General features: G+C 65.0%; 24 protein-coding genes, 1 pseudogene and 1 riboswitch. Of the genes and pseudogenes, 9 read left to right on the top strand and 16 right to left on the bottom strand.

Going from position 1 to position 25,100, the window contains the following annotated elements; all coding sequences use genetic code 11:
• The first annotated feature begins 7 nt into the window (after window positions 1–7).
• Window positions 8–1,429, top strand: coding sequence for a DNA repair protein RadA (radA, locus tag MYCSP_RS02425; protein ID WP_083017624.1), 1,422 nt, complete (start codon window positions 8–10; stop codon window positions 1,427–1,429).
• Here radA and MYCSP_RS02420 read toward each other — a convergent pair.
• The gene (locus MYCSP_RS02420) at window positions 1,419–1,934 is read right to left on the bottom strand and encodes a PaaI family thioesterase (RefSeq protein WP_088413122.1); all 516 of its coding nucleotides are present in this window, start codon (window positions 1,932–1,934) and stop codon (window positions 1,419–1,421) included. The two genes, radA and MYCSP_RS02420, sit on opposite strands and share 11 nt — an antisense overlap.
• Before the next feature lie 49 nt (window positions 1,935–1,983).
• On the opposite strand from MYCSP_RS02420, the gene disA reads away from it, so the two are divergent.
• Window positions 1,984–3,069: a DNA integrity scanning diadenylate cyclase DisA gene (gene disA / locus MYCSP_RS02415; RefSeq protein ID WP_083017621.1), complete on the top strand. Its 1,086-nt coding sequence runs from the start codon at window positions 1,984–1,986 to the stop codon at window positions 3,067–3,069.
• Here disA and MYCSP_RS02410 read toward each other — a convergent pair.
• The 3 genes from MYCSP_RS02410 to MYCSP_RS02400 all read right to left on the bottom strand — a co-directional run bounded on the left by MYCSP_RS02410 (window position 3,066) and on the right by MYCSP_RS02400 (window position 6,251).
• On the bottom strand, window positions 3,066–3,806 hold the full coding sequence (locus MYCSP_RS02410) for a hypothetical protein (protein WP_083017735.1): 741 nt from the start codon (window positions 3,804–3,806) through the stop codon (window positions 3,066–3,068). The two genes, disA and MYCSP_RS02410, sit on opposite strands and share 4 nt — an antisense overlap.
• A 137-nt stretch (window positions 3,807–3,943) precedes the next feature.
• A complete protein-coding gene (locus tag MYCSP_RS02405; protein WP_070913520.1) occupies window positions 3,944–5,485 on the bottom strand; it encodes an LCP family protein in 1,542 nt (513 codons plus the stop codon).
• A 151-nt stretch (window positions 5,486–5,636) separates the two neighbouring features.
• Window positions 5,637–6,251 (bottom strand): carbonic anhydrase, encoded by a 615-nt coding sequence (locus tag MYCSP_RS02400; RefSeq protein WP_088413120.1) that lies wholly within the window; start codon window positions 6,249–6,251, stop codon window positions 5,637–5,639.
• 26 nt (window positions 6,252–6,277) lie between these two features.
• On the opposite strand from MYCSP_RS02400, the gene MYCSP_RS02395 reads away from it, so the two are divergent.
• Window positions 6,278–7,120: an HhH-GPD family protein gene (locus tag MYCSP_RS02395; protein ID WP_083017464.1), complete on the top strand. Its 843-nt coding sequence runs from the start codon at window positions 6,278–6,280 to the stop codon at window positions 7,118–7,120.
• Here the strand turns inward: MYCSP_RS02395 and MYCSP_RS02390 are convergent.
• Window positions 7,117–8,073: a helix-turn-helix domain-containing protein gene (locus MYCSP_RS02390; RefSeq protein ID WP_088413119.1), complete on the bottom strand. Its 957-nt coding sequence runs from the start codon at window positions 8,071–8,073 to the stop codon at window positions 7,117–7,119. The genes MYCSP_RS02395 and MYCSP_RS02390 overlap by 4 nt on opposite strands.
• 71 nt (window positions 8,074–8,144) lie before the next feature.
• On the opposite strand from MYCSP_RS02390, the pseudogene MYCSP_RS02385 reads away from it, so the two are divergent.
• A pseudogene (locus MYCSP_RS02385) lies at window positions 8,145–8,345 on the top strand (hypothetical protein); the annotation flags it as partial.
• On the opposite strand, the gene MYCSP_RS02380 reads toward MYCSP_RS02385, so the two are convergent.
• Entirely contained in the window at window positions 8,345–9,115 is a 771-nt protein-coding gene (locus MYCSP_RS02380) for an alpha/beta fold hydrolase (RefSeq protein ID WP_083017458.1), read from the bottom strand. The pseudogene MYCSP_RS02385 and the gene MYCSP_RS02380 sit on opposite strands and share 1 nt — an antisense overlap.
• A 54-nt stretch (window positions 9,116–9,169) precedes the next feature.
• Here MYCSP_RS02380 and mhuD point away from each other — a divergent pair, with 54 nt between their 5' ends.
• Both mhuD and MYCSP_RS02370 read left to right on the top strand, forming a co-directional pair.
• A complete protein-coding gene (gene mhuD / locus MYCSP_RS02375) occupies window positions 9,170–9,487 on the top strand; it encodes a mycobilin-forming heme oxygenase MhuD (protein WP_046252406.1) in 318 nt (105 codons plus the stop codon).
• 23 nt (window positions 9,488–9,510) lie between these two features.
• Complete coding sequence (locus tag MYCSP_RS02370; protein WP_070912441.1) at window positions 9,511–10,809, top strand: serine hydrolase; 1,299 nt, start codon at window positions 9,511–9,513, stop codon at window positions 10,807–10,809.
• Between the two features lie 67 nt (window positions 10,810–10,876).
• On the opposite strand, the gene MYCSP_RS02365 is transcribed toward MYCSP_RS02370, so the two are convergent.
• Window positions 10,877–11,671: a CbtA family protein gene (locus MYCSP_RS02365; RefSeq protein ID WP_083017456.1), complete on the bottom strand. Its 795-nt coding sequence runs from the start codon at window positions 11,669–11,671 to the stop codon at window positions 10,877–10,879.
• A gap of 22 nt (window positions 11,672–11,693) precedes the next feature.
• Window positions 11,694–11,900 (bottom strand): CbtB domain-containing protein, encoded by a 207-nt coding sequence (locus MYCSP_RS02360; RefSeq protein ID WP_030095805.1) that lies wholly within the window; start codon window positions 11,898–11,900, stop codon window positions 11,694–11,696.
• 158 nt (window positions 11,901–12,058) lie between these two features.
• Window positions 12,059–12,281, top strand: a riboswitch (cobalamin riboswitch).
• 97 nt (window positions 12,282–12,378) lie between these two features.
• Between MYCSP_RS02360 and MYCSP_RS02355 the strand changes: the two genes are divergently transcribed.
• Genes MYCSP_RS02355 through MYCSP_RS02345 form a run of 3 tightly spaced genes read left to right on the top strand, consistent with a single transcriptional unit; the run spans window position 12,379 to window position 15,211 of the window.
• Entirely contained in the window at window positions 12,379–13,437 is a 1,059-nt protein-coding gene (locus MYCSP_RS02355) for a FecCD family ABC transporter permease (RefSeq protein WP_083017455.1), read from the top strand.
• Window positions 13,437–14,222, top strand: coding sequence for an ABC transporter ATP-binding protein (locus tag MYCSP_RS02350; RefSeq protein WP_083017453.1), 786 nt, complete (start codon window positions 13,437–13,439; stop codon window positions 14,220–14,222). The genes MYCSP_RS02355 and MYCSP_RS02350 overlap by 1 nt, the downstream gene beginning before the upstream one ends.
• Window positions 14,219–15,211 (top strand): ABC transporter substrate-binding protein, encoded by a 993-nt coding sequence (locus MYCSP_RS02345; protein WP_070912437.1) that lies wholly within the window; start codon window positions 14,219–14,221, stop codon window positions 15,209–15,211. Before MYCSP_RS02350 ends, MYCSP_RS02345 begins: the two co-directional genes overlap by 4 nt.
• A gap of 146 nt (window positions 15,212–15,357) precedes the next feature.
• On the opposite strand, the gene clpC1 is transcribed toward MYCSP_RS02345, so the two are convergent.
• The 8 genes from clpC1 to MYCSP_RS02305 all read right to left on the bottom strand — a co-directional run bounded on the left by clpC1 (window position 15,358) and on the right by MYCSP_RS02305 (window position 25,036).
• The gene (gene clpC1, locus MYCSP_RS02340) at window positions 15,358–17,892 is read right to left on the bottom strand and encodes an ATP-dependent protease ATP-binding subunit ClpC (protein ID WP_070912436.1); all 2,535 of its coding nucleotides are present in this window, start codon (window positions 17,890–17,892) and stop codon (window positions 15,358–15,360) included.
• Between the two features lie 290 nt (window positions 17,893–18,182).
• Complete coding sequence (gene lsr2 / locus MYCSP_RS02335) at window positions 18,183–18,527, bottom strand: histone-like nucleoid-structuring protein Lsr2 (RefSeq protein ID WP_070912435.1); 345 nt, start codon at window positions 18,525–18,527, stop codon at window positions 18,183–18,185.
• Between the two features lie 162 nt (window positions 18,528–18,689).
• Window positions 18,690–20,192: a lysine--tRNA ligase gene (gene lysS / locus MYCSP_RS02330; RefSeq protein ID WP_083017450.1), complete on the bottom strand. Its 1,503-nt coding sequence runs from the start codon at window positions 20,190–20,192 to the stop codon at window positions 18,690–18,692.
• A 63-nt stretch (window positions 20,193–20,255) separates the two neighbouring features.
• Window positions 20,256–21,071, bottom strand: coding sequence for a type III pantothenate kinase (locus tag MYCSP_RS02325; protein WP_070912433.1), 816 nt, complete (start codon window positions 21,069–21,071; stop codon window positions 20,256–20,258).
• A 2-nt stretch (window positions 21,072–21,073) separates the two neighbouring features.
• On the bottom strand, window positions 21,074–21,496 hold the full coding sequence (panD, locus tag MYCSP_RS02320; RefSeq protein ID WP_070912432.1) for an aspartate 1-decarboxylase: 423 nt from the start codon (window positions 21,494–21,496) through the stop codon (window positions 21,074–21,076).
• A 12-nt stretch (window positions 21,497–21,508) separates the two neighbouring features.
• Window positions 21,509–22,441: a pantoate--beta-alanine ligase gene (gene panC, locus MYCSP_RS02315; protein ID WP_070912431.1), complete on the bottom strand. Its 933-nt coding sequence runs from the start codon at window positions 22,439–22,441 to the stop codon at window positions 21,509–21,511.
• A 9-nt stretch (window positions 22,442–22,450) separates the two neighbouring features.
• Window positions 22,451–23,404 (bottom strand): Rossmann-like and DUF2520 domain-containing protein, encoded by a 954-nt coding sequence (locus tag MYCSP_RS02310; RefSeq protein WP_088413117.1) that lies wholly within the window; start codon window positions 23,402–23,404, stop codon window positions 22,451–22,453.
• 153 nt (window positions 23,405–23,557) lie between these two features.
• The gene (locus MYCSP_RS02305) at window positions 23,558–25,036 is read right to left on the bottom strand and encodes a DUF6779 domain-containing protein (RefSeq protein WP_088413116.1); all 1,479 of its coding nucleotides are present in this window, start codon (window positions 25,034–25,036) and stop codon (window positions 23,558–23,560) included.
• Between the last annotated feature and the right edge of the window lie 64 nt (window positions 25,037–25,100).

Here is a 25,100-nt window from a genome sequence, read left to right as displayed (position 1 = left end):
TCGCGGTGTGGCCAAACCCCGCGCGCAGTATCGCTGTTCGGAATGCCAGCACACCACCGCCAAATGGGTGGGCCGCTGCCCCGATTGCGGTACCTGGGGCAGCGTGAGCGAAACGGCGGTGCTGTCCTCCATCGGCGGCCTCGGCGCGGTACGCGCGGTTGCTCCCGCATCGGCGGCGGTACCCATCACCAGAATTACGACCGACGCCACCAAGCACCAGCCCACGGGTGTATCCGAGCTCGACCGGGTGCTCGGCGGCGGCGTCATTCCAGGCTCGGTGAACCTGCTCGCCGGCGAGCCCGGCGTCGGGAAGTCGACGCTGCTACTGAAGGTGGTCCACCAGTGGGCCGCCTCGGGCGGACGAGCCCTCTACATCAGCGGCGAGGAGTCCGCCGCACAGGTTCGACTGCGGGCCGAACGCACCGGGTGCGTTCACGACGAGGTGTATCTTGCCTCGGAGTCGGATCTGCATAGCGTGCTCGGACACATCGAAGCCGTCAAACCCACACTGGCGATTATCGATTCGGTGCAGACCATGTCCACAACCGACGCCGACGGGGTGACCGGCGGCGTCACTCAGGTGCGAGCGGTGACGACGGCCCTGACCATGGCGGCCAAGTCGTCGGGGGTGGCGATGGTGTTGGTCGGGCATGTGACCAAGGACGGCGCGATCGCGGGGCCGCGGTCACTGGAACACCTGGTCGATGTGGTGTTGCATTTCGAGGGCGACAAGCACTCGGCATTGCGAATGGTGCGCGGTATCAAGAATCGCTTCGGCGCCGCCGACGAGGTCGGGTGTTTCCAGTTGCGCGACAAGGGAATCGAGTGTGTCTCCGACCCGTCCGGGCTGTTCCTCGAGCATCGCGACAAAGCCGCACCCGGGACCGCGGTGACAGTCACCCTCGACGGTAAGCGCCCACTACTCGGCGAGGTCCAGTCACTGGTCACCACCTCGACCAACCCCTCACCGCGGCGCGCGGTCAGCGGGCTCGATCACGCACGCTCGGCCATGGTCACCGCCGTGCTAGAGCGGCACGGACGAATTCCACTGGGCAACAACGATATCTACATGGCTACCGTCGGTGGTATGCGGATGAGCGACCCATCGGCGGACTTGGCCATTCTGATGGCGGTGGCCTCCGCCTACACAGACATAGCGCTGCCCGCCAACATGGTGTTCATCGGCGAGGTAGGACTGGCCGGCGACATCCGCCGCACCGCCGCCGTGGGCAAGCGCATCGCCGAGGCCGCGCGCCTCGGGTACACCCACGCGGTGATTCCGCCCGAGGGCGACGACCTACACCCCGCCGGCATGCACTTGCTGCGTTGCCCGAATGTGGGCAGGGCGCTGCAGGTGCTGTCCGAGGCCCGCCGAGCCGAGCCCGAGGCCCGCCCGAACCTACGTCTGGCACAACGACTTACGGACTGATGCCCAGCGTCCGCGAAGCACCCTCGCCATAGTGCGCATCGGGATCGATGATCACGAAAATGCCCTGCGAACTGGCCACCAGGTCGCCGTCGATCCGTGCACTCGCCGTGGTATACAGCTTTCGCCCGGCCCGGCCCTCCACCGAGGAGGCCAGCTCTACCGTCGCTCCGACAGGGATCGGCTTGCGATAATCGACCTCCAGATGCGCTGTCACAGCCACCAATTGAGTGACGATGCCCAAGACGCCCTGGAGCTCGTCGAAAATAGCGGCCATCACCCCACCGTGGATGACACCCGGTCCGCCCTCAAGCTCCGGGAGCACCTCGAATCGACCCGTCACGCTGGCACCATCACCGGCAAAGAACCGTGTCCCCCAAAGGTCCTCATCGGCTCCCGGATAACTGAACCTGCGCGGCCAACCCGGATTCAATTCCAGGCCCGCAGCGGGGGCTTCGGGACCACGGCTAACCGGCTCTAGCCCCTCGGGCAACGTCCACGTCGACATGACCACGTAATCTAACTGCGGCGAACCGAGCCTGGAGAGGAGGGGCGCGATGGATAACGCGGAAGCCAACGCACGAATGCGGGAAACCCTGGCCCGATTGGCGCCGGGCACACCCCTGCGGGACGGGCTGGAACGCATACTCCGTGGTCGTACCGGAGCTCTGATCGTCCTCGGCTACGACGACAAGGTCGAGAGCATCTGTGACGGCGGCTTCTCATTGGATGTCGCATTCGCCCCCACCCGGCTTCGCGAGCTGTCGAAGATGGACGGAGCCGTGGTGCTGTCCACCGACGGATCGCGCATCGTGCGCGCCAATGTGCAACTGGTGCCCGACCCGTCAATTCCGACCGACGAGTCCGGCACCCGGCATCGTTCCGCGGAGCGCACCGCCATCCAGACGGACTACCCCGTTGTTTCGGTGAGCCATTCGATGAACATCGTGAGTGTTTACACCGCAGGAATCCGCCACGTGGTCATGGACTCGGCGACCGTCATGTCCCGCGTCAACCAGGCGGTGTCCACGCTGGAGCGCTACAAGACCCGCCTGGACGAGGTGACCTCGTCGTTGTCCACCGCGGAGATCGAGGACTTCGTGACCCTGCGCGATGTCATGACCGTCGCGCAGCGCCTCGAACTCGTGCGCCGGATCAGCCAGGACATCGAACTGGACGTCATCGAGCTTGGCACCGACGGCCGACAGCTCAAACTGCAGATCGGTGAGCTTGTCGGCGATAACGACACTGAACGCGAGCTGCTGGTCCGGGACTATCACGCCAACCCCGAGCCGCCGTCGCAGGCACAGATCGCATCGACTCTCGAGGATCTGGACGCACTCTCCGACACTGATCTTCTGGACCTGACGGTGCTCTCGCGGACGTTCGGATACCCGTCCACCGTCGAGGCACAGGACACCGCGATGAGTTCGCGCGGCTACCGGGCCATGACGCACATCCCACGGCTCCAGTTCGCACACATCGACAGACTGGTCAGGGCCTTCGGGTCACTACAGGGACTGCTGGCCGCCAGCGCGACAGACCTGCAATCGGTGGAGGGCATCGGCGCGATGTGGGCCCGACACATCCGGGAGGGTCTATCCCGGCTGGCCGAGTCGACGCTTACCGAACAGACCGGCTAGGCCGGCGGCGCGGCAGGCGGCGGCGCATCCGCAGGCTTCTCGCCGATGATGAATGGCACTGGCGCACTGCGTAGATCACCCAGCTGCACCACCAACGAATAGGTTCCCGGGCCGATAGCCGGACGCGGCAGCGGGCAGTTGGGCGCGGAACCCATTCCGGTCCAGGTGACCTCGGTGGTCACCTGCTCGCCGGGGTTGAAGCTCTTGATCGACGACTCCTGTGACGGGGCGCAGTCCAGGTTGGCCCAGATCCGCTTGTTGTCCACGCTGAAAACGGACGCAGCGAGCACTGCGGCGCCCACATCCCGCTTGCATTGCACCAGGCCGATATTCGTGACCACCATGGTGAACTTGGGCTGCTCTCCGGCCAAGTAGCTCGGCTTGTCGGTGGAGGCCTTCACCGCGAGTGTCGCGTCCGGGCAGTCGTCTCCGGGGTTCAACGCCACCGGAGGCACCAGCTCGGGCTTGGCGATGGGCGGCCCGTCGTGCACCGGAGCTTCCACGGGCTTGTCAGCCGGCTTGTTGATCTCGTTGGGCGGCAAGATGACCGGCTTACCGGCCGGGGCAGATTCGGCAGGCTTCTCGGCAGCCTTCGTGTCGGCTCCGGCACTGCCGCCGACCAGCGCGAAGATCACGGCCGCGACGATGGCGACCACGACCACCACCACGCCGATCGCCAGGGCGCGGCGCCGCCAATAGATCTCAGAAGGCAGCGGGCCTGAAGGATGCATGTCAATCACGATTCAACGGTAAGCGCAGGTCACCACGGGATCGTCGACCTCGCCCGGCGTGTCGGCGAGCTATGCAGACTTCACAGTGCTATTTGGGGGCCATTTGAGGTGCCAGTCGAGGATCCGTCGGGCGCGCGCAAGCCCTAGTTCACGCAGGGCACACCGCTGCTACCGACCACCGGCTTGCCCGAGTCCGGCGGTGCGTAGTCGCCGGAGGAGCCCGAACTCGAGGAGCTCGACATCGAGCTCGCGGTGCCGCTGTCCTCGGTACTCAAGACGTCGCTCGGCGCGGAGTACCCGTCACCCAACATGACGCGAATCCGCCCGGGCGCCAACATCGGATCCGCACTGGGCTGCGCGTCGATACCCAGCATCGTGGACATGACCTTGGCGTCCGCATCGGCGCCGGCGCCGTAATCGATGATGGTGCTGGTCGATTCGCCGCTCAGCGGATCACGCACCTCACCCTTGGTGTAGCCGCGGCTCACCAGCGCGGACGAAATTGTCGATGCCAGGCCGGAAGTCGAGGTGGCGTTCACAACGTCGACGGTGCTGGTGGGCGTCGCCGGGGCGGAGGCGGGCGCAGAATCCTCACCCTTGAAGGCGGCGGCCACCTTGGCCCGGATCGCGACGGGATCGACGATGTTGACGTCGGCTCCGTTTATGTTGTCGTACCGCACCACGGGCAGCGTCTGGAAGTTCACGTTGCCGTCGGCGATCTGCCCAAGACGCTGGAATTGCTTCTCGGTCCAGCCCTTCGACAACACGATGTCCTTGTGGACGACGTTCATCAGCCCGTTCAGTTTGGTGATGTCGGTGAGGGTCCCCGCGCTGCGCAGCTGCTGCATCACCGAGATCAGGAACGCCTGCTGGCGGTGTGTGCGGTCGAGATCACCGTTTTCCAGACCGTGACGTTGACGCACGAAGGCGAGCGCCTGTGAGGCGTTGAGGGTTTGCTCTCCGGCCTGGAAGTTCGCCCCCGAATAGCTGTCGTAGACGGCATTGTTCAGGCAGACGGTGACCCCGCCGAGCTCGGAGGCCAGATCGTAGAAGCCGACCAGGTTGACCTCGGCGAAGTAGTCGATGGGCTGGCCGGTGAGCCGGTGAACGGCGTTGAGGGTGGCACGGCGGCCGGCCTCGCGGCTCTGCTGCTCCAGTGTCGCCTGGTCGGTGATGCCCTCGTTGACGAGCTTGTCCGCCTCGTTGGCCTTGGTCAGGCCATAGGCTTCCTTGATCTTGATGTGCTTGTAGCCGGGGATGTTCTCCGCCGGAACCCAGTCGTCACGCGGGATCGAGAACGCGGTGACCTTGTTGTCGGCGCCGACGTGCACCAGGATCAGGGTGTTGGTGTTGTAGCCACCGGCATCCGAATCACCCGCGTGCAACTGGCTCAGGACCGCCTTCGGCAGGTCGTTTCCGTCCTGATCCTTCCGCGAGTCCAGACCGATCAGCAGCATGTTCATGGAGCCGTCGCTCGACTTGCCGCCCTCGGCCTCGGCTCCCGATGTGGGGACATGGCTGAAGGCCTTGTAGAACACCTGCCAGCCGGCACCGGTTACCACCAGGCTGCCGCAGGCCAGCAGTGCGAAGATGGCCCGACCCGCGGCGGTTTTGCTTACTGACCAGCGATTATTCGATTTGGGCAGTGCGTGCTTTGGCTGCCTGCGACCACTGTCGCGGCTCATCTGTCGCCACCCCCGCGTGGCAGCAACCTACACACTGAACTACCCATCCCTCCCCCAGAGAAATCTGCATTCGGTCCAATTCTCCCATTACCGACACCGAGATGCCATGTGATGTTTGCCGAATGGCCCCTGAACTGGGGATTTACGGTCGTTACTCGCCGATATCGCCGACGTGGCCGTGCAGAACGACGCGTCCGTCGGCGAGTTTGTAGGTCAGATACACAATGGCCAGCTTCTTGGACTTGACCGCGTCGGCGACCACCTGGGAGCGCTGCAACAACTTGGTGCCGGTCTCCTCGACGTGGCGCGCCTCGAACTCGTCGATCCGCGACAAGCCATCCTTGCGGCCGCTCAGGATCGAAGGCATCACCCGCACCACCAGATCCCGGATGTACCCGCCGGGCACCTCACCGGTATCCAGCGCCGATACCGTGGCCCCGACCGCACCGCAGGAGTCGTGGCCCAGGATCGCGATCAGCGGCACGCCCAGGACCGCCACCGCGTACTCGATGGAACCGAGCACCGCGGAGTCGATCACCTGACCGGCAGTGCGCACGATGAACATGTCGCCCAAGCCCTGGTCAAAGATGATCTCAGCAGCCACCCGAGAATCCGAACACCCGAACAGCAGCACATCCGGGTTCTGACCGTTCGCCAGCTCGGCTCGCCGGGCAATGCTCTGACTTGGATGCTGCGGAGAACCACCGACAAAACGCTGGTTACCCTCTTTGAGTGCCTTCCAGGCGGACTTCGGATCAGACGACATACCCGCCATTGTGCCCTGACGAACTTTTGAACTGGTTCGACATCGCCGAAAGGGATCTGCCGTGGCGCCACCCCGAGGCGACACCGTGGCACATCCTCATCAGCGAGGTGATGCTTCAGCAGACCCCGGTGTCCCGGGTGGAGCCGGTGTGGCGTGAATGGGTAGCTCGCTGGCCGGTTCCGTCGGCGATGGCGAAAACCTCTGTGGCAGAAGTATTACGCGCGTGGGGCAAGCTCGGCTATCCGCGACGTGCCATGCGATTGCATGAGTGCGCGACGGTGCTGGCCCGAGATTACGGTGACCGGGTGCCCGACGACGTGGAGACACTCCTGACACTGCCCGGTGTCGGTGCGTACACGGCGCGCGCCATCGCCTGTTTCGGATATGGACAGCGAGTTCCCGTCGTGGACACCAATGTTCGCCGGGTAATCGCCCGAGTAGTGCATGGCGTCGCCGACTCGGCACCATCGGCACGGGATCTGCGAGACGCCGAGGCGCTGCTGCCGGTGGAGAACGGCGCCCGGTTCTCGGCAGCACTCATGGAGCTAGGCGCGCTGGTGTGCACCGCCCGGGCGCCACAATGCCCGATCTGTCCGTTGAGCTCCTGCGCGTGGCACGAGGCGGGGCGACCCGAGTTGGATGCACCGGCACGGCCGGTGCAGAAGTACGCCGGTACCGATCGCCAGGTGCGCGGCCGACTCTTGGACGTGTTGCGCGGCAGCGATATTCCGGTGACGCGGGCGCAGCTCGACGTGGTGTGGCTCTCCGATGTCGCGCAGCGCGACCGGGCGCTGGATTCGCTGCTGGTCGACGGATTGGTCGAACAGACAGCGGACGGCCGTTTCGCCTTGGCCGGCGAGGGCGGCTAACCCGCCGACATCGCGAAGGTCTTGCGATAGTCGGTGGGCGTTATCCCGACGCCGCGCCGGAAGTGATGGCGCAACAGGATCGCCGTGCCGAAGCCGCTGCGCGCCGCGACGCTGTCGATATCCAGATCCGTCTCCTCCAACAGGCGCCGGGCCAGGAGCACCCGCTGGTCGATGATCCAGCGCATCGGCGTCACCCCGGTCTGATCGCTGAACTTGCGTGCGAACGTACGGGTCGACATATGCACGCGCTCAGCAAGATCCGCGACGGTATGGGTCCGATCGATGTTCTCGACCAACCAATCGAACAGTCCGCCAAAGCCATTGGTGTCCACGTCGGGCACCGGTTGCGGAATGAATTGACGCTGACCACCGGCACGCTGCGGAGGCACCACCATGCGCCGCGCGATCTTGTTGGTGATCTCACTACCCAATTCGCGGCGCACCAGATGCAGGCAGGCATCGATTCCCGCGGCGGTACCCGCACTGGTGATGAGGTCACCGTCGTCGACGAACAACACGTCGCGATCCACCGTGGCCGTCGGATACCTGCGCGCCAGCTCGTCGGTGTACATCCAGTGCGTGGTGCAGCGGCGGCCATCGAGCAGCCCTGCGGCGCCCGCGATGAAGACTCCCGAGCAAACGGTGAGCACCGTGGCTCCACGCTCCCACGCGGCCCGTACCGCTTCCAGGGCCTCCGGTGGATAGCCGTGGCCAAGCGGCCGCGCGGGAAGCGCCACCAGATCGGCATCCGCCAGCCCGTCCAGGCCCCGACTGGGGATCAATTCTGCTCCGACCGTGGTCCGCAGCGGCACTCCGGCCTCCACTCCACAGACCCGGAAGTCGAAGTTGGGAACGCCGTCGCGAGTGCGGTCCAGGCCAAAGACCTCGCAGATGACACCGAACTCGAAAACGGCAACCCGATCGAGGACCAGTGCCGCGACCGTGCGCAACATGGCTGAATATTATCGAAGGGAGTCAATTCCGCCACTGTTGGCATGATATTTATCAGGAAATAATTCTTGCCATGGCCACCCTAACCGCCGCCCTCGTCCTGTTGGCCCCGTTCGCCCTGGCAATGGCACTGAGTTGGATCGCCCGCCGGCACGAGACCTTCCGCATTCACCTGGACCAGTTCCGGGTCGCCGCGCCGTTGGGTGGAACCTTCGCCGACGATCGAGATCTAGAGCGCCAGCTGCACGAGCTGGACGCCATCCGCTCGCGGCACTATCCGACGACCGACCCGATGAACTCCGAGACCGCGGATCGATACCGTTCCGGAGCGTCGTCGTGAATCAGATGGCCGGCGCCTTCGACCTGGAGATAGGTTGTCTTCCAGCCTATCTCGGCCATCTTGCGCATCTGGCCCGTCGGCGCCACAGTGACAGACGCCTCCAGAAGTAACGACGGGCAACGCACCGCACGCCACTGATCCCAGAATTCGCGGACTCCCCATTCGGCGGCGGTGTCGATCCATTTGTCGATAGGTCCGTGCAAGCGCCATCCACCGGGAACCCGGTCGAATGCCTCCAAGAAGTACTGTCCCGCAACGGGTCCAAACCTGCCGATGAGATCGTCGACCGAAGTGAACACCTCGGGCCACGAATACAACCACGGTTCCCACGGGCCGGTGGTCCCGCCGACGAAATCGGGAGCCATATCCTCCACCACCAGGGCCGACACCAGCTCGGGATGCTCGGCCGCCAGACACCACGAGTGCAACCCGCCCATGGAGTGCCCGATGAGCACGGCAGGTTCGTCTAGCCCTTCCAGCGCACTCGCCAGAGCTTGGACATACCGCTCCGTCGAAATCGGTTGGGAATCAAGGACGTCACGCCCCCGATGCCAAGGCGCATCGTAGGTGTACACCCGCCCCAGCTGACGCAACCAGGGCAGCTGCCGCGACCACGTGCTGCCGCGGCCCATCAGACCGTGCACAAGCACCAGCGGCGGACCCGACGACAGACCGCCTTCGTTCCGCAGGCGGTCAGGGTCCATGTCTCTCATCATCGCCCTGTCAACATAAGCCCGGCTGCCGGGTAGCCTGAAGCCATGTCCGTGGTGAAGATCAACGCAATCGAGATCCCCGAGGGTGCAGGTCCGGAGCTGGAGAAGCGGTTCGCTCACCGTGCCGGAGCAGTCGAGAACCAGCCCGGATTCCTGGGCTTTCAGCTGCTACGCCCCGTCAAGGGCGAAGACCGCTACTTCGTGGTCACCCAATGGGAGTCCGAGGAGGCCTTCCAGGCCTGGGCCACCGGTCCGGCGGTCGAAGCACATGCCGGCCAGCAGGCCAAGCCCGTGGCCAAGGGCGCACACTTGCTGGAGTTCGAGGTTGTGCTCGACGTGACCGGGGCCGCCGCCAAGGCGTGAACGGGAGTTCGCTACGCGCGCGCATGACGCGCGCGCTTTCAGTGTGCACGGTGGCCGCGGTCGCCGTGTCTGGTTGTGGCATCAAGCTGCGGCAGGTGCCGCACGGTGACGTGGATACCAGCACGCCTCCGGGCCTGCGTTCGCAACAGCTGATCGACATGCTGAACTCGAACTGGCCCATCGGCAAGCAAGGTGTGGCGACGTTGGCCGCCGCCAACAAGGTCGACGACTACACCGAGATCATGACCAAACTGTGGGTCGACCGGCCGTACAAGGTCAGCTCGGTGGACCTCGCCGCGAACAGCTCCACCGTGCACCTGATAGCTCCCTACGGCGCCAACGTGGACATCGGTCTGCGCACCAACGACAAGGGCGACGTCGACAGGCTGGTCCCTTATCAGCAGCCCCCGACGATCGCCGATTGGTCCGATGTCGACACCGCGCTCTCGGCATCCGGTGGCCGGTACTCCTTCCGCGCCTCCAAGATCGTCAACGGTCAATGCGAGCAGGTCGCCGGCACCAATACCTCCGAATCCATGCCGCTCGCTTCGGTTTTCAAGCTCTACGTGCTGTTGGCCACCGGTACCGCGATCAACGCGGGCACCCTCAAATGGGATGACCAGCTGACCGTCACCGATCGCGGCAAGGCACTCGGCAGCTCCATGGACAAACTCCCGACCGGCTCGACGGTCTCGGTGCGTACCGCCGCCCAGAAGATGATCTCGGTGAGCGACAACATGGGCACCGACATGCTGATCAACCGCCTCGGACGGCACGCAATCGAAAAGGCCCTCGCCGACGGCGGCCATCATGACCCAGCGTCGATGACGCCCTTCCCCACCATGCATGAGCTGTTCAACATCGGCTGGGGCATACCCGATGTCCGCCAGCAATGGAAGGACGCCACCACACCGGCGCAGCGCGAGCAGATGCTGGCCGAGGCAGATACCCACGACTACAAGCTGGACCCCGACCGGACCACCACGCCCGCCTCGAAGTACGGCATCGAGTGGTACGGCAGCGCCGAGGACATCTGCCGGGTACACGCGGCCTTGCAGAAGGTCGCCGTCGGACCGGCTGCCCCCGTCCGCGACATTCTGTCCGCGGAACCCGGTATCGATCTGCACAGCGAAAACTGGCGCTACATCGGCGCCAAGGGCGGCAATCTGCCCGGCGATCTGACATTCAGCTGGTACGCCGAAGACCACAACCGCCAGCCGTATGTCGTGAGCTTCCAGTTGAATTGGGACCGCGCGTTCGGCCCGGGCGCCGCGGGCTGGGTTATCGGCCTGGCCAAGGGCGTCTTCAAGAAACTGGGATGAGCGCCAGCGCGAAGACCATCAACTCGGGATGAGCGCCAGCGCGAAGACCATCAACTCGGGATGAGCGCTAGCCGTTGATGGCCGCCTCGGCATTGACCGGCTTGCGCCCGATCACCGTGGCGAACCCGATCCCGATGGTCAGCCACATGATGGCCTGCGTGGTGAACGAGTACAGCCGGAACAGATACAGGTCGTGTGCCGGGAACCCCGGGTAGACGATCTTCCCGTCCGCGTCGATCAGCGGCTGGGGTGCCTCGACGAACCCTGGCGTGACCGCCATGACGAGCCCGACCAACACTACGAACACCGCGGCGGCCACGAGTGTGGCCGTCCAGGTGTCTGTTCGCTCGGTGAGCTTCCGGCCCACCCATAGCGCCACCGCCAACGCAACGGCGGCGACCACGATCATCAGCACGAAGTACCCGGTGCGTTCCTTGATGGTGCCGTCGGCACTTGCCGCCGGCGGATTGGCCGGGAACTTCAGGAACGGCACGACGTACAGCACCAGGAACAGGCCGCCGGCGACCGAAAGCGCCAGTGCGCGCGGACTGAGATTTCCCACCCGTCCGATCGCCACCACGTAGGCCACCGCGAACAGTGCGCCCATCGCTATTCCGAAGCCGATGACACCAAGGGCCAGCCCGGCGTTGGCCTGTGCGAAACGGCTGAACAATTCCGCGCCCTCGTGATGGGCATGAATACCTGCCGCCTCGTCGAGTGCGACCTGTGCCTCACCCCTGCCTTCTTCGTAGGAGATGGCCCTGTTGATGACGGGCTCGACGAATATCCACCCGAAGATGAAAGACAGCAGCCCACCCAGTGCGCCGAAGCCCAAGCCGCGCAGGATTATTGACTTTTCCATGAGATTCGCTAGTCCCGGCTGCTCAGTGGCAGGGGAAACCCAGCAGGTGGCGCGCGTCATGCACGAACTCGTGAACGTGCATATCGCTGCCGAAGATCGACACCGCACCCTGATCGATGCCGATGAAGTAGTAGGCAAGCAGCCCGAAGAGAGTGGTCACGCTCAACCACAGCGCAGCCTGGGGAATCGATACCGCAACCGGATGGCTGGCGGACGTCGTGTGTGCCATGGTGCTCCTTTACGGGATTCCGCGTCCCGATCTGTTCTTGTCGACAGCGGGGTCTGACTCTCACAGTGGCGCGACCGTCCTGGAATCACACCAGGTTCCCGTCTTGTCGAAGGACGAGCTGAGTTTAGTCGATGCGGCTGGGCTGCGCGTTCGAGTGATAGTTTTGGCCTCGCATTGGTTTCTCCGAGGGCGCCTGGGAGCGCTTGCGGAGATCGCAAGAGGGAATCCGGTGTGAATCCGGAACTGCCCCGCAGCGGTAAGTGGAAACGACAGCGGCACGATAAGCACTGGGCTCGCCCGGGAAGCAGCCGCCAGTAGGTGAGGCCCGACCAGGGCCTCCTGTCCACGAGTCCGAAGACCTGCCAACGCGGCCGCACCACCCGGTGCGGTCTTCGCCGGCGCCGAGGGACCAGCTGGTGGACCACGCGTGCGTGTCAGGCGTATCCACATCCCGTGCCGCCGATCCGACGACGCAGGAATGTCGATGCCCGCAGCACAGCACGGAAGGTCCGTGGTCCTCGCCACCCTTGGGGGCCTGGCTGCGCTGGCCCTCCTAGCGGTGACCGCACTCGCCTTCGGCACCGCCGACGTGCCCTGGCGCGACTGCCTGCATTTCCTCTGGGTGGGAGCAACCGGCGGAACGGTGCCGGCCACCGAAGCCGCCGACTACCGGATCGTTGTCGAGTCCAGACTGCCGCGGGTGATCCTGGCGATCCTCGTCGGCGCAGGGCTCAGTGTGGTGGGTGTGGTCGTCCAGGCGATGGTCCGCAATGCGCTGGCCGACCCGTACGTTCTCGGGATCTCATCGGGAGCCTCCGTCGGTGCGACCGCCGTGGTGGTCTACGGCGTGCTCGGCACCCTCGGCACCTACGCACTGTCGCTGTCCGCATCGCTCGGCGCCCTGGCCGCGACGGCCCTCGTCTACCAAATCGCGCGTACCCCGCAGGGTTTGGTGCCGCTGCGACTGGTGCTGGTAGGCACCGCGGTGGGATATGGCTTGTCGGCCGTGACAACGGTGTTGGTGTTCTTGGCGCCCAACGGCGAGGCAGCGCGCAGCGTCATGTTCTGGCTCCTCGGCAGCCTCGGCGCATCGTCCTGGGACAAGGTGCCGGTGGCGCTCGCCGCGACAGTGATCGGAATCGTCTGCGTCGCGGGGCTGGCGCGCCAGCTCAATGCCCTGGCCATGGGTGACGAGGTGAGCGCGTCGCTGGGCCTGCACGCCGGACGGTTCCGGTTGGCACTGTTCGTGCTGTCGGCCGCCATGACCGGATGCTTTGTATCCATCTGCGGAGCAATCGGATTCGTGGGCTTGGTCATTCCGCACGCGGCACGACTGCTGGTCGGCGCGGACCATCGCCGGGTGTTGATCGTGGCTCCGGTGTTGGGAGCGTGCTTCCTGGTGGCAGCCGATCTGATCGCACGGACCGCGATTCCGCCGCAGGAGCTTCCGCTCGGCGCGATCACCGCGGCGGTCGGGGTGCCCGTGTTCGTCGGACTGATGCGTCGCCGCGCGATGTCGGCGGGAGCCGTCGGCTGATGGACATCACCTACCGAGGCGTATCGGTCGATATCGCAGGCACACGGATTGTCTCCGATATCGATCTGGAGATCGCGGCCGGTGGTTTCGTCGGTATCGTCGGGCCCAATGGCAGCGGCAAATCGACGACCCTGCGTTGTCTGTACCGCGCCCTCACTCCTGCCACCGGCGATGTCGCGGTCGACGGTGTGTCTGTTCGGGCAATCAGCATGCGGGAGAACGCCCGTCGGGTGGCCGCACTGACCCAGGACATGTCGCTGGATTTCGATTTCACCGCCGCCGAGGTGATCGCCACCGGCCGGTTGCCGCATGGCACATCCCTGCGCGGCACCTCCGATCTGGACAGGCAGATCTGCGCGCGGGCCACCGAAACCGCGGACGTGACGGCACTCGTCGGGCGCAGGTTCAGTTCACTGTCGGGTGGCGAGCGCCAGCGAGTTCTCATCGCCCGTGCCCTTGCGCAGCAGCCGCGGGTCCTGGTGCTCGACGAGCCGACCAACCACCTGGACGTACGCCACCAGTACTCGATACTCAGTTCAGCTCGGACACTGGGGATTACGGTCATCGCAGCCCTACACGACCTCAATCTCGCAGCACAATACTGCGACACGATCCACGTCATGACCGACGGTCGGGTGGTGCTGTCCGGATCACCGCATGAGGTCATCACCACCGAGTCCATCGGGCGGTGGTTCGGCATCGGCTGCCATGTCATCGCGCATCCACGCACCGGCGTCCCGCAGGTCATCTTCGACGCTCATCCCGAAAGGCAGGAAAAGGAATGAAGACACTCACCGGTGTGATGATCGCGCTGTCGGTGCTCTCGGCGAGCTGCGCGACGATCGAGGCGCAGAGCCCGGGATCCCAGCGGGTGTCCGTGGAAAATTGTGTTGCACCTCTTGATGTTCCGGTGCCGGTGACCCGGGCCGTCAGTAACGACACCGGAGTCACCGAGCTCTTGTTCGCCTTGGGTCTGCAAGACCGGATGGCCGGCTACTTCATCGACCCTGGGCAGGATCGGGACGTCACGACCTCTCCATGGAAGGCGCAATTCGAGTCGACCACCAACTTGGGTCAGGGATTCACCCGCGAAGCCGTGCAGGCCGCTCGCCCCGATCTTGTGTTCGCCGGGTGGAGTTACGGATTCAACGAAACCTCGGGACTGACCCCGGATTGGGTGCGGTCCATCGGGGCGGTGCCCTACCAGCTGACCGAAGCGTGCCGTCAGCCCGGAACCGTACGCCGCGGCATCAAACCGCCTCTCGATGCCCTGTATGAAGACCTCACCAACCTAGGAGCCATCTTCGGTGTCCAGGACAGGTCCCGGGATCTGATTGCCCGGTACCGCACGACGATCGACGGCGTGCAGTCCCGCATCCCGCACGGGCAGCCACCGGCACGGGTGTTTCTGTACGACAGCGGGGAGGCCCAACCGTTCACCGCGGGAAGGAATGCCGCACCGCAGCAGATCATCGAGAAGGCCGGCGGCCGCAACGTCTTCTCAGACCTGGACGACAGCTGGACCACCACCGCATGGGAGACCGCCGCACAGCGCGACCCGCAGGTGATCATCATCTGCGACTACGGGGTGGGCCCCAACAACACAGCCGACGCCAAGATCAACCTGCTCAAGGCGCAACCGCTGATGAAACACACCCAGGCGGTGCGCGACGGGAACTTCATCGTGCTGCCGTATGCGGCCCTCGTCGAGGGCCCGCGCAACCCTGACGCCATCGTCACGGTTGCCGACTATCTGCGCGGCAAGGGGTTCTGAGCCTGCTGCCGCCGCGGCAAGACTACGGTTTTCGACGCATCGCGCGAGACACAGAGACGAACACGGCGTATCGGCGCGGAGGGCTCCTCCGGAAACGCCGAACGCCCGGCCGCCGCGTAATGCGACAGCCGGGCGCTCGATCAGATCTACTCCGAGGCCGAGGCCGCCAGGTCGGCGGCGGGCTCGTCACCGGTGACCAGCGCGGGCTTCGGACGACCCGCGAAGGTGAACTTCGCGTCCTCGCCGGCGCCCTCGCCGTCCCAGTTCTCGACGTCGACGGTGACCAGCTCGCCGGGGCCGACCTCGTTGAAGAGGATCTTCTCCGAGAGTGCGTCCTCGATCTCGCGCTGGATCGTCCGACGCAGCGGGCGAGCACCCAGCACGGGGTCGAACCCGCGCTTGGCCAACAGCGCCTTGGCCTTGTCGGTGAGCTCCATGGCCATGTCCTTGGTCTTGAGCTGCTTGCCCACCCGGCCGATCATCAGGTCGACCATCTCGATGATCTGCTCCTGCGTCAACTGCTCGAAGACGATGATGTCGTCGATGCGGTTGAGGAACTCGGGCCGGAAGTGCTTCTTGAGCTCGTCGTGGACCTTCTGCTTCATCCGCTCGTAATTCGAGCCGCTGCCGCCCTCGGAGAACCCGAGGCCGACGGCCTTCGAGATATCCGACGTACCCAGGTTCGAGGTGAAGATCAGCACCGTGTTCTTGAAATCGACTGTGCGGCCCTGACCGTCGGTGAGACGTCCGTCCTCCAGGACCTGCAACAGGGTGTTGTAGATCTCCTGGTGAGCCTTCTCGATCTCGTCGAACAACACGACACTGAACGGCTTGCGACGCACCTTCTCGGTGAGCTGTCCGCCCTCCTCGTAGCCGACGTATCCCGGAGGAGCACCGAAAAGCCTTGAGGCGGTGAAGCGGTCGTGGAACTCGCCCATGTCGATCTGGATGAGCGCGTCGTCGTCGCCGAACAGGAAGTTGGCCAGCGCCTTGGACAGCTCGGTCTTACCGACACCGGACGGGCCGGCGAAGATGAACGAGCCCGAAGGGCGCCGCGGGTCCTTCAGACCGGCGCGGGTGCGGCGGATGGCCTTGGAGACGGCCTTGACGGCATCCTCCTGACCGATGATCCGCTTATGCAGCTCCTCTTCCATGCGCAGCAGCCGAGTGGTTTCCTCCTCGGTCAGCTTGAACACGGGGATACCGGTCCAGTTGCCCAGCACCTCGGCGATCTGCTCGTCGTCGACCTCGGCCACGACATCGAGATCACCTGAACGCCACTGCTTTTCGCGATCGGCACGCTGTGCCACCAGCTGCTTCTCGGAGTCACGCAGCCGCGCGGCCTTCTCGAAGTCCTGGGCGTCGATGGCCGATTCCTTCTCCCGGCGCGCGTCGGCGATCTTCTCGTCGAACTCGCGCAGGTCTGGCGGAGCGGTCATCCGGCGGATGCGCATGCGGGCACCGGCCTCGTCGATCAGGTCGATCGCCTTGTCGGGCAAGAACCTGTCGTTGATGTACCGGTCGGCCAGAGTGGCCGCCGCGACCAGCGCGCCGTCGGTGATGGAGACCCGGTGGTGTGCCTCGTAGCGGTCGCGCAGACCCTTGAGGATCTCGATGGTGTGCTCGACGGTCGGCTCGCCTACCTGTACCGGCTGGAAACGGCGCTCCAGGGCGGCATCCTTCTCGATGTACTTGCGGTACTCGTCGAGGGTGGTCGCACCGATCGTCTGCAGCTCGCCACGGGCCAGCTTCGGCTTGAGGATCGAGGCCGCGTCGATCGCGCCCTCGGCCGCGCCCGCACCGACCAGTGTGTGTAGCTCGTCGATGAACAGGATGATGTCGCCGCGGGTGTTGATCTCCTTGAGCACCTTCTTGAGGCGCTCCTCGAAGTCACCGCGGTAGCGGCTGCCGGCCACCAGGGACCCCAGGTCCAGGGTGTACAGCTGCTTGTTCTTCAGGGTCTCCGGAACCTCGCCATGCACGATGGCCTGCGCCAGGCCCTCCACGACGGCGGTCTTACCGACACCGGGCTCGCCGATCAGCACCGGGTTGTTCTTGGTGCGACGGCTCAGCACCTGCATGACCCGCTCGATTTCCTTCTCACGGCCGATGACCGGATCGAGCTTGCCTTCCATGGCGGCGGCCGTCAGGTTACGGCCGAACTGGTCGAGCACCAGCGAGGTCGACGGGGTGCCCGCCTCGCCGCCACGGCCACCCGTGCCGGACTCGGCGGTCTCCTTGCCCTGGTAGCCGCTCAGCAGCTGAATGACCTGCTGACGCACGCGGGTCAGCTCGGCGCCCAACTTGACCAGCACCTGAGCCGCGACGCCTTCACCCTCACGGATGAGGCCCAGCAGGATGTGCTCGGTGCCGATGTAGTTGTGGCCGAGCTGCAGCGCCTCGCGCAGGCTCAGCTCCAGAACCTTCTTGGCGCGCGGCGTGAAGGGAATGTGCCCGGACGGCGCCTGCTGGCCCTGGCCGATGATCTCCTCGACCTGGCTGCGCACCCCTTCCAGGGAAATGCCCAGCGACTCCAGCGACTTGGCGGCAACGCCCTCGCCCTCGTGGATCAGACCCAGCAGGATGTGCTCGGTGCCGATGTAGTTGTGGTTGAGCATGCGGGCCTCTTCTTGGGCCAGCACAACCACCCGCCTCGCGCGGTCAGTAAATCTCTCGAACATCGGTCTCCCTCGCTTCCTCGTCCGGCCGTTGCGCAAGCGGTTCGTCGTGCCGCTCGGGGCTCTCCCCCAAACGGCTCATCCCCGCTGGCACTAGGACCTAATCGCCACTCTAGTGGTCAGCCGTAGTCGGTGCGGTGTTCGCATACCTGGAGATGGCCCCAGTACGCGAAATCACCGCACCCGGCGGTGCTTGTTAGGCAACCGAACAACGCCAGATGCGGTGAAAACGTTTCCGATATCGACCCGGCTTCGCCGTAAGCGAAATTGCCCGGGAGGTCCAGTCGGCAGTACTAGTTGGCCGCGTTGAACGCGTCGACGACTTCAGCGGGAATCCGGCCGCGCGACGACACATTGTGTCCGTTCTTGCGTGCCCACTCCCGGATCGCCGCGCTCTGCTCACGATCGATGCTGGCACGCCCGCGACCCGAGCCCGAACTCCCCCGCCCACGACGACGACCGCTGACACGGCGCGCGTGTTCGACCCATGTAGAGAGCTGGTTGCGCAGCTTCTCCGCATTTTTAGAAGAAAGGTCGATCTCGTAAGTCACACCGTCAATACCGAATTCAACGGTCTCGTCGGCAGGAGCTTCGCCGTCGACGTCGTCGACAAGCGTGACCGTGACCTTCTTAGCCATTCCTTTTGTCCTTCCAAAAGCGGAACCCCCGTTGGTCCATCTCAAACATGCCACGGATTGCCGCAAAGTTCAACATACGCGTAAGGCTGCGCGTGTTCGGCTCAAGGCAAGCCTTTCACTACACTCATAGTTGAAAAGTTCGACAAAATTCGGACGTGCAGATCAAAGTGTGGGCCGAACAATCGGGAACAGGATCGTTTCGCGAATTCCCAGCCCGGTAAGTGCCATCAACAACCGGTCGATACCCATCCCGGTTCCTGCCGCCGGCGGCATCGCGTGCTCCATCGCGCCAAGGAAATCCTCGTCGAGACTCATTGCCTCGTCATCACCGGCAGCCGCCAATCGTGCCTGGTCAACAAACCTTTCGCGCTGAATCACCGGATCGGTCAGCTCCGAGTACCCGGTGGCCAATTCAAAGCCGCGAACATACAAATCCCACTTCTCGGTCACACCCGCGATGCTCCGGTGTTGACGGGTCAGCGGTGAGGTCTCCACTGGGAAATCCCTGACAAAAGTCGGGGCGTCCATTTTATCGCCGACCTGGTGTTCCCAAAGTTCTTCAATGAGTTTTCCGTGTCCGTAACCGCGATCGGTGGGAATCTCCGCGCCCACCCGATCCGCGATCTTCCATAGCGCGGCAACCGGCGTATCAGGCGTGATCTCCTCACCAAGAGCCGCCGACAACGACGGATACATTTCCACCGTCGTCCACTCTCCGTCCAGGTCATAGGACGATCCATCGGGCAACGTCACCTGCCTGCTGCCCATTGCGTCGTCCGCTACCTCCTGGATGAGCTCACGGATCATTGTTGCGGCGGTGTCGTATGTGCCGTAGGTCTCATATGTTTCCAACATCACGAATTCGGGTGAATGTGTGGAATCCGCACCTTCATTTCGAAAAACGCGGTTCAGTTCAAAAATCTTGTCGAAGCCGCCGACAAGCGCCCTTTTCAGGAAAAGTTCCGGTGCAATACGCAGATACAGGTCGATATCGAGCGCGTTGGAATGCGTAATGAACGGGCGCGCCGCAGCACCTCCGGCGAGGGTCTGCAGGATCGGCGTCTCCAGCTCTGAGAAACCGCGCCGATGCAGAGCGTCACGAATAGCGCGCATCACCGCGACACGCTGACGCGCGATCTGACGGGCCTCCGGCCGCACGATGAGATCCACGTATCGCTGGCGCACTCTGGTCTCTTCGGACATCTCCTTGTGAGCAACGGGAAGCGGGCGCAGGGACTTGGATGCCATCTGCCAGCTGTCCGCCATGACGCTCAACTCACCGCGCCGCGAGCTGATGACCTCTCCGTGCACGAATATGATGTCGCCGAGGTCGACATCGGTCTTCCAGTCGGCGAGTGACTGTTCACCGACACCCGCCAGACTGATCATCACCTGCAGGGAAGTGCCGTCCCCCTCCTGCAGCGTCGCGAAACAGAGCTTGCCGGTGTTGCGGGAGAAGATGACACGGCCCGAAACGCCCACCTGATCACCGGTGCCGGTGTCGGTCTCCAAATCCGCGTACGCCTCGCGAATCTGCTTGAGGCTATGGGTTCGGGGAACCTCCACCGGATACGGCTGGATGCCTTCGGCGAGCAGCTTCTCGCGCTTGGCCTGCCGGATGCGAAATTGTTCCGGCAAGCTGGTCTGCGCGTCAGGATCAGTCACGTCTCGGCAGCTTAGCGGTAGTGCTGCGCCGTGACTGCGCTGTCGATTCCGACGTGTGGGTATCTATTTCGCCGTACGTGCCTTGCCGCGCTGGTCAGCACGGTTGCGCTCGTACACCAGCCGCAGACCGTCGAGTGTGAGGTGTTCCTCGTAACGGTCGACGGTGTGAGTCTCGGGCAGGATCAGCGGCGCGGTGTGGCCCGTGGCCACCACCGTGACGCCGGCGCCACCGAAACCGTCGATGTCTCGCCGCACCCGCTCCACCAGCCCGTCCACCAGTCCGGCGAACCCGAAGACCGCTCCGGACTGCATGCACTCGACCGTGTTCTTGCCGACGACCGAGCGCGGACGGGTCAGCTCGACCCGGCGCAGGGCGGCGCTGCGCGCGGCGGCGGCATCCGAGGACACCTGCACGCCCGGCGCGATCGCCCCTCCGAGGAATTCGCCCTTGGCCGACACCACATCTACACAGATCGAGGACCCGAAGTCCACCACGATGCACGCCGAACCGAACCTATGATGAGCGGCAAGGCAATTGACGATCCGGTCGGCGCCCACCTCTTTCGGGTTGTCCACCAGCAGCGGCAGACCCGTGCGCACACCCGGTTCGATGAGGACTTGCGGAACCGCGGACCAGTACTGGTCGAACATCCCCCGCATCTCGTGCAGCACCGACGGTACGGTGGAGAGCGCCGCGACCCCGGTGAGGGTCTCACTGTCATCGCCGATCAGTCCGTCGATGGTGAGCGCCAGTTCGTCGGCGGTGATCTCGGGTTCCGTACGAATCCGCCAATGCTGAACCACCTTGGCGTGCTCCCCCGTCCCGGAAACCAATCCGAGCACTGTATGGGTGTTGCGTACGTCGATTGCCAGCAGCACGGCTACACCAGACCGCGGGGCGACACCAGGCCGAAGTTGTCGGGCACGTAAGCCGGATCATCGGAGTGCTCGCCCAGCTCGACCTGCTTGTTGTCCGAATCGACGAACACCACCCGGGGCTTGAAGGCGCGGGCCTCCTGGTCGCTCATCACGCCGTAGGCGATGATGATCACCAGGTCTCCCGGGTGCACCAGATGCGCTGCGGCGCCGTTGATTCCTATGACGCCGCTGCCGCGCGTACCGGTGATCGCGTAGGTCTCCAGTCGAGCCCCGTTGTCGATGTCGACGATGGTGACCTGCTCACCCTCCAGCAGGTCTGCGGCCTCCATGAGGTCGGGGTCGATGGTGACCGAGCCGACGTAGTGCAGATCGGCGTGCGTCACCGTGGCGCGATGGATCTTCGACTTCATCATCGTGCGGAACATCAGGTCCTCCAGTTAATTTCGCCAGGGTAGTTCGTGATCGGGCTCCGACGGCCCCGCCGGTCCGATCTCGATGGGAACGTTGTCCAACAGCCGGGTGGTCCCCAGCCTGGCCGCCACCAGCATGCGGCCGGGTCCATGCGCGGGGGCAGGACCGAGATCGGTGCCGCGCACCTCCAGATAGTCCACCTCGATTGCGGGCACCTCGTCGAGCACAGCGCGGGCCGCATCCAGAGCCGCTTCCGAACCCCCTGAGGCCGAATAGATTCCGGCAAGAAGAGCTGCCGACAAGGCACCGGCCTGCTCGCGGTGCTCATCGCTCAGATACACATTTCGCGAGGACATGGCCAGCCCGTCCGCCTCGCGGACGATAGGCACCGGCACGATCCGGGTCTTGACGTTGAGATCGGCGACCATCTGCCGGATGAGCACCAGCTGCTGGTAGTCCTTCTCCCCGAAATATGCCCGGTCGGGCGCCACAATCTGTAAGAGTTTGAGCACCACGGTCAGCATTCCGGCGAAATGCGTTGGCCGTGAAGCACCCTCAAGCTCGGCCCCGAGCGGCCCGGGCTGCACGGTGGTGCGCTGCCCATGGGGATACATCGCCTCGGCGGTGGGCGCGAACACCAGCTCCACGCCCTCGTCACGCAGCTTCTCGACGTCGGAGTCCAGCGTCCGCGGGTACGCGTCGAGGTCCTCGCCGGGGCCGAACTGCAGGGGGTTGACGAAGATGGACACCACAACCACGGCGCCCGGCACCTTACGGGCATGCCGGACCAACGTCAGATGGCCCTCATGCAGCGCACCCATGGTCGGCACCAACACGATCCGTCGGCCGGTGTGCCGCAATGCCTTCGATACGTCATACATCGTGTCCGGATCGTGGTGGACGGTGAGTTCTCCACGAAGGTAGCCCTGCGGGCCCTTGGGCCCATACAAACTCGTCATCACGGTGCCTTATCTCGTCCGGGGTTCCAGTGCGGCGAAAACCGATTTGGGGGCGTGGGCACGCTGGGCGGTTCTGCGCGCATCCGCGCGATAGGCCTCGGCCAACGCCGGGTCCGCCTCGGCGAGTGCGCCGAGGTGACGTTCGATGGCGGCGCCGTCTCCCCGCGCCACGGGGCCGGTCAGCGCCGCCTGCCCGCGATCCAGCGCGTTCGTGACGGCAGCGCGTATCAACGGCGCCAAGACCCGCTCGGGCAGCCCGCCCGGTCCGTCACCAATCATCTCCTGTCCCAACAACTCCTGTCCCCAGAGTGCCGAGCGCAGTGCTTCAACCGCATCCAGCACCAGCGTCACCACATGGTTGCTTCCGTGCGCCAGCGCCGCGTGGTAGAGAGTGCGAGCGTCCTCGCGCACGCGTACCGGTTCGCCCCCGATCTCCAGTACCAGTGCCGTACCGATGGCGTAACCCGTCTCGTCGGCCGCGGTAATTCCAAAGCAACAGTTGGGAAGTCGTTCGATATCTTCGTCGCCGCCGACAAAGGTCATGGCCGGATGGATGGCCAGCGGAACACATCCGAGCGACGTCAACGGTTCCAGGATCGCGACGCCGTTGGCACCCGAACTGTGCACCACGATCGTTCCGGGTCGCACCGAACCAGTGGTGGCAAGCCCCGAGACCAGCGCCGCCAGCTCGTGATCCGGCACGGAGAGGATCAAGAGCTCGGCACGCGGGGCCACCTCTTGGGCGGGCAGCACCTGGCTTTCCGGCAGCCGCTCCTCGGCACGCCGTCGCGAAGCATCGGACACCGCGCTGCACGCGACCACGAAGTGGCCCGCCGCTTCCAGGGCGACGCCCATGGCCGTGCCGACTCGACCGGCAGAGATGATTCCGACAGCCAGCCGGGCGGGCCGCAAGCCGTCTAGCGGTCCGTCGGCGTGGCCTTCGACATTGAAAGCCTCAGACATGCTGAAGGAGACACCTCGCAGACTAGATACGTTCCAGTCCTGCCGTGCAGGTACCGGACGGTCATCAGCAGGGTAATCCCACCACGGCGCTACCGGCAGGGGTGCCGACCGTTAGATTGCTCACTTTCGCGCACGATGACGAAATCGGCTGAATCAGTCCTCGCGCCTGCGACGACGACCACCGCCGGACTCCGCCGATTCCGAAGGATCGGACTGAATCCGTCCCAGCAGGTCGGCGACCGAGAACCCGCCCGTCTCCTCGGCTCGGCGACGACCACGGGTCTCTTCGGATTCCTCCGGCTCCGGGGCCCTGCGCTTACCGCCCGATTCCTCGGGTTCGGGAGCCCTGCGACGTCCTCCACCCGACTGCTCTGGCGCCGGCGGGGGCGGCGGGTAGGACGGCTCCGGAGCCCAGTGTCCTCCGCCGCCGGTGTCCGGCGCGGCCGGCGCCTGATGCCGTGACGCTGTTCCAGAGTGGCGTCCCGGGGCCGGTTCGGCCTGGTAGGGACTCGGGGGCGGTGGCACAGGCTCGTTGGAGGCCCAATTGCTGCCCGCGGTTCCGGGCGGCAACCACTGGCCTTCCGCGGGTGCCGGTGCCCAGGAACTGGGGGGCGCCGGTGGCGGCGGCGCGTTCCAGTCCGGCGCGGCCGTGTTCCACGCGGGCTGCGGGGCGGGCTGTTCCGGCGGAGCCATGGGCGCAGGTACCGGATCCCAGTCTTCACCGTCTGCCGCCGCGTCCCAATCCTCTTGTTTGGCAGCCCAATACGCTGGCTGCACCGAATCGGCGGCCGCGGGGGATTCGGGCTCCTGCGCCGGCACCGGCGGCTGTGTCACGTGGGGTTCGGGTTGCGGACGCCAATGCGTGCCCGACGAGACCGGCTGCTGATACGGCTCGGGCTCGTGGGGTTGCGCCGCCCCGTAATACGGAGGCGCCGGGTAGGGCGGTGTCGGAGGCGCCTCATTCTCATCCACGTGATGGGGATCTTCGGCGACATCGATGATCGGGTACTCCGATGTCCGGTTGTCTTCCTCGACCGCGGTCACGTCCTGGTACTGGGATGCTGCGGTGGGCTCGCTCTCCCGAACCGAATGGGTGAACGCGGCCGCGGGAGCACTTGCTTCCGGAACCGGCTGTGGCTCCGCGCCGGGCCAGGGCCCCAGCGCGCGGATCGGGTCGTGCTCGATGGCCGGCCGATCGCTCAGATCGGTGTTGAACAGGATCTCCAGATTGGTCCGCAACGCGGCAAGCTCGGCCCGCAAGGTCGCGATCTCATCGGCGGCCTGCGCCTCGATCTCCCCCGCCAGCTGCTGACGCAACCTGCTCTCAACCGTCAGCTCGTACTCCCGACGCGCCGAGATTTCCCGCTCCAGCTGCAGGTCGTACACGAGTTTCTGGTCGCGAACCTTGGCCTGATCGGTATCGCTCTGCCGGCGGTAGGTCAGCGCGGCGAATGACGCGATGACGGCAGCCCAGAGCGCCAGCAACAAGCCCACGCGCAAATAGATGGCCTTATCGGTGAAAACCAAAGCAATCCCAGACCCGATCGCCAGCACCAGCAACGCGGTCAGCAACGCCCAACCAGGGCGTCGGCTGCCACGCCGGGGCTTCGCCGCTCGGGTGGGCATGGTCATGGAGGTGACTGTACCTGGACAGTGCAGTGTGCTGGCCGACCTCGAATCGGCGATTCGAGGTGCA

This window comes from Mycobacteroides saopaulense (assembly GCF_001456355.1).
Taxonomy (GTDB): domain Bacteria; phylum Actinomycetota; class Actinomycetes; order Mycobacteriales; family Mycobacteriaceae; genus Mycobacterium; species Mycobacterium saopaulense.
The sequence above is the reverse complement of the archived record's forward strand: the minus strand, read 5'-3'. Positions and strand labels throughout refer to the sequence as shown.

Bases quoted from the DNA above. Each gene is read 5' to 3' on its own strand.
- MYCSP_RS02420 (WP_088413122.1), bottom strand. From the start codon at position 1,934: ATGTCGACGTGGACGTTGCCCGAGGGGCTAGAGCCGGTTAGCCGTGGT.
- disA (WP_083017621.1), top strand. From the start codon at position 1,984: ATGGATAACGCGGAAGCCAACGCACGAATGCGGGAAACCCTGGCCCGA.
- MYCSP_RS02405 (WP_070913520.1), bottom strand. From the start codon at position 5,485: ATGAGCCGCGACAGTGGTCGCAGGCAGCCAAAGCACGCACTGCCCAAA.
- MYCSP_RS02400 (WP_088413120.1), bottom strand. From the start codon at position 6,251: ATGTCGTCTGATCCGAAGTCCGCCTGGAAGGCACTCAAAGAGGGTAAC.
- MYCSP_RS02390 (WP_088413119.1), bottom strand. From the start codon at position 8,073: ATGTTGCGCACGGTCGCGGCACTGGTCCTCGATCGGGTTGCCGTTTTC.
- MYCSP_RS02380 (WP_083017458.1), bottom strand. From the start codon at position 9,115: ATGGACCCTGACCGCCTGCGGAACGAAGGCGGTCTGTCGTCGGGTCCG.
- mhuD (WP_046252406.1), top strand. From the start codon at position 9,170: ATGTCCGTGGTGAAGATCAACGCAATCGAGATCCCCGAGGGTGCAGGT.
- MYCSP_RS02370 (WP_070912441.1), top strand. From the start codon at position 9,511: ATGACGCGCGCGCTTTCAGTGTGCACGGTGGCCGCGGTCGCCGTGTCT.
- MYCSP_RS02365 (WP_083017456.1), bottom strand. From the start codon at position 11,671: ATGGAAAAGTCAATAATCCTGCGCGGCTTGGGCTTCGGCGCACTGGGT.
- MYCSP_RS02360 (WP_030095805.1), bottom strand. From the start codon at position 11,900: ATGGCACACACGACGTCCGCCAGCCATCCGGTTGCGGTATCGATTCCC.
- MYCSP_RS02355 (WP_083017455.1), top strand. From the start codon at position 12,379: ATGTCGATGCCCGCAGCACAGCACGGAAGGTCCGTGGTCCTCGCCACC.
- MYCSP_RS02350 (WP_083017453.1), top strand. From the start codon at position 13,437: ATGGACATCACCTACCGAGGCGTATCGGTCGATATCGCAGGCACACGG.
- MYCSP_RS02345 (WP_070912437.1), top strand. From the start codon at position 14,219: ATGAAGACACTCACCGGTGTGATGATCGCGCTGTCGGTGCTCTCGGCG.
- clpC1 (WP_070912436.1), bottom strand. From the start codon at position 17,892: ATGTTCGAGAGATTTACTGACCGCGCGAGGCGGGTGGTTGTGCTGGCC.
- lsr2 (WP_070912435.1), bottom strand. From the start codon at position 18,527: ATGGCTAAGAAGGTCACGGTCACGCTTGTCGACGACGTCGACGGCGAA.
- panD (WP_070912432.1), bottom strand. From the start codon at position 21,496: ATGTTCCGCACGATGATGAAGTCGAAGATCCATCGCGCCACGGTGACG.
- panC (WP_070912431.1), bottom strand. From the start codon at position 22,441: ATGACGAGTTTGTATGGGCCCAAGGGCCCGCAGGGCTACCTTCGTGGA.
- MYCSP_RS02310 (WP_088413117.1), bottom strand. From the start codon at position 23,404: ATGTCTGAGGCTTTCAATGTCGAAGGCCACGCCGACGGACCGCTAGAC.
- MYCSP_RS02305 (WP_088413116.1), bottom strand. From the start codon at position 25,036: ATGACCATGCCCACCCGAGCGGCGAAGCCCCGGCGTGGCAGCCGACGC.